General features: G+C 34.9%; 1 protein-coding gene. It reads left to right on the top strand.

Annotation, left to right across the window (positions count from 1 at the left end; translation table 11 throughout):
• Positions 1-9: 9 nt before the first annotated feature.
• The coding region (locus KP705_RS18610; protein WP_215765381.1) for a hypothetical protein at positions 10-401 on the top strand (392 nt) is incomplete at its 3' end.

The raw sequence follows: 401 nt of genomic DNA on the forward strand, positions 1-401 counted from the left end.
GAGATTGTTATGGATATGGTAAAGAAGGAAAAATATAGAGAAATAGAGAGAGAAGTACAGAGGCTTGAAAATCTGTTCAATATAAAGGCTGTGCGATTGAAGGCACGTTATGAGACCAAGGCTATTCGTTATATGTTTGGGAATGGGGTCGAGGTTTATTGCGGTTGGGAAAAGCCTTACGATATCATGACTTGTTTGCATGACCATTATATTGACCATTCTTTTCCTGTGAAGGATGTGAAAAGTTATAGAGATTATTTGCGTTGTCTTCCTTCGCATTATTCTTTTTTTTTGGATTACATAGAAAGCAGTGGATATGGTTTTTTAATATTCAACGAATATTTGAACGATGACGAGGATGATTTTTGTTACGAGTGTGTTTTTGTTAATGACAATAAAGA

Origin of the sequence: Gluconobacter sp. P1D12_c (assembly GCF_018812105.1) — a bacterium.
Taxonomy (GTDB): domain Bacteria; phylum Pseudomonadota; class Alphaproteobacteria; order Acetobacterales; family Acetobacteraceae; genus Gluconobacter; species Gluconobacter oxydans_A.